Raw genomic sequence first — 2,012 nt, 5'->3', positions numbered from 1 at the left:
GTAAGCGCGTCATAACAAGGTATCTATCATTCATGGAAGACCTCCTGTATACTATTAGTAAAGTAAAACTATTGGAGGATATTTTAATGCCACAACCTATTGTTCCTGTAGAGATTCCACAATCTCGTCGTTTTGATTCTAAAAAGAGAAATGATATTCTGCTTAAAATTCGTATTGGCAAGCTTGAAGTAAGTTTTTTTCAATCTCTCAATCTCGAAATGATAGAAGAGCTTTTGGATAAGGTGTTGCTCTATGACAATTCATCTATCTAGCCTAGGGCAGGTCTATCTCGTATGTGGGAAAACGGATATGAGACAAGGCATTGATTCACTGGCTTATCTCATTAAAACCCACTTTGAATTGGATCCTTTCTCAGGTCAAGTCTTTCTCTTTTGTGGTGGACGTAAAGACCGCTTTAAAGCCCTTTACTGGGATGGTCAAGGATTTTGGCTACTATATAAACGCTTTGAGAACGGTAAGTTGACTTGGCCAAGTACAGAAAAGGATGTCAAAGCTCTCACACCTGAACAAGTAGACTGGCTGATGAAGGGCTTTTCTATCACTCCCCAAATAAATTCATCAGAAAGTCGTGATTTCTATTGAAATGATGCCTTTCTTTTTAGTATAATAAAGTTAGAAAACAAGGAGGGGAAGACGATGAAAGACTTATTAAAAATCATTCAACAACAGAGTGCTACAATTGATAGTCTCACCAATGAACTTGCCCTTCTTCGTGAACAAGTGGCTTATCTAACGCAAAAGCTCTATGGAAAATCCTCTGAGAAAAGTGTTTGTCCATCTGGACAAGTCAGCCTTTTTGAGGAGGAAGCTTCATCTGATGAAGATGGAGAGGTTCCCAGTTGAAAGAGAAGAAATCACCTATAAACGTAAGAAAGCTAAAGGAAAACGTCAAGCTCTTCTTGCCCAATTCGATTCAGAAGAAGTTCATCATCGCTTAGAGGATTGCATTTGCCCTGACTGTCAGGGAGAGCTAAAAGAGATTGGAGCGAGTCTTCAAGGCCAAGAATTAGTCTTTATTCCTGCGCAATTAAAACGCATAGATCATATCCAACACTCTTACAAATGCCAAGCATGCAGTGAGAAAAATCCGAGTGATAAAATTGTGAAAGCTCCTATCCCTAAAGCCCCTTTGGCGCATAGCCTTGGCTCAGCTTCTATTATCGCTCACACCATCCATCAGAAGTTTAATCTGAAGGTCCCCAATTATCGCCAAGAAGAAGATTGGGCTAGGATGGGTTTACCAATCACACGTAAGGAAATCTCTAATTGGCATATCAAGGCGAGTCAATACTATTTGGAGCCCCTCTATAACCTCTTGCGAGAGAGACTATTGACTCAGCCCTTACTTCATGCGGATGAAACTTCTTATAGGGTGCTAGAGAGTGATAGCCATCTGACCTACTATTGGACTTTTTTGTCTGGGAAAGCTGAGAAGCAAGGAATCACGCTGTACCACCATGATCAGCGTCGAAGTGGTTCAGTAGTACAAGAATTCCTAGGAGANNGCTTATCGTCAACTGGAAGAAGCTGAACTTGTTGGATGTTGGGCGCATGTGAGAAGGAAGTTTTTTGAATCCACCCCCAAGCAAGCAGATAACTCATCCTTAGGAGCTAAAGGTTTAGCTTATTGTGACCAGTTATTTGCCTTGGAAAGAGACTGGGAAGTTTTGCCAGCTGATGAACGACTACAGAAACGTCAAGAAGAGCTCCAACCCCTAATGGAAGACTTCTTTGCTTGGTGTCGGCGTCAGTCAGTTTTACCTGGTTCAAAACTAGGAAGGGCAATTGAATACAGTCTCAAGTATGAAGAAACCTTTAAGGCCATTTTGAAAGACGGGCATCTGGTCCTTTCCAATAATCTAGCTGAACGCGCCATTAAATCATTGGTTATGGGACGTAAAAATTGGTTGTTTTCTCAAAGTTTTGAAGGAGCTAAAGCAACAGCTATTATTATGAGTTTGTTGGAAACAGCTAAACGTCATCAACTAAAT

The 2,012-nt window shown here is 40.8% G+C and carries 3 protein-coding genes and 1 pseudogene; all 4 read left to right on the top strand.

Annotated features, from left to right (window positions below; translation table 11 throughout):
* Positions 1–86: 86 nt before the first annotated feature.
* Positions 87–272, top strand: a complete 186-nt coding sequence (locus tag HT669_RS01405; protein WP_031223047.1) for a hypothetical protein — start codon at positions 87–89, stop codon at positions 270–272.
* Positions 253–603, top strand: a complete 351-nt coding sequence (tnpB, locus tag HT669_RS01400) for an IS66 family insertion sequence element accessory protein TnpB (RefSeq protein WP_050141977.1) — start codon at positions 253–255, stop codon at positions 601–603. The genes HT669_RS01405 and tnpB overlap by 20 nt, the downstream gene beginning before the upstream one ends.
* Before the next feature lie 54 nt (positions 604–657).
* Positions 658–864, top strand: a complete 207-nt coding sequence (locus HT669_RS01395; RefSeq protein ID WP_000653988.1) for a transposase — start codon at positions 658–660, stop codon at positions 862–864.
* A pseudogene (locus HT669_RS11450) lies at positions 839–2,012 on the top strand (IS66 family transposase); the annotation flags it as partial. The gene HT669_RS01395 and the pseudogene HT669_RS11450, both read left to right, overlap by 26 nt.

It is taken from the genome of Streptococcus sp. 2100 (assembly GCF_013276335.1).
Taxonomy (GTDB): Bacteria; Bacillota; Bacilli; order Lactobacillales; family Streptococcaceae; genus Streptococcus; species Streptococcus pseudopneumoniae.
This window is presented reverse-complemented; position numbering and strand designations above follow the sequence as displayed.

Bases quoted from the DNA above. Each gene is read 5' to 3' on its own strand.
- HT669_RS01405 (WP_031223047.1), top strand. From the start codon at position 87: ATGCCACAACCTATTGTTCCTGTAGAGATTCCACAATCTCGTCGTTTT.
- tnpB (WP_050141977.1), top strand. From the start codon at position 253: ATGACAATTCATCTATCTAGCCTAGGGCAGGTCTATCTCGTATGTGGG.
- HT669_RS01395 (WP_000653988.1), top strand. From the start codon at position 658: ATGAAAGACTTATTAAAAATCATTCAACAACAGAGTGCTACAATTGAT.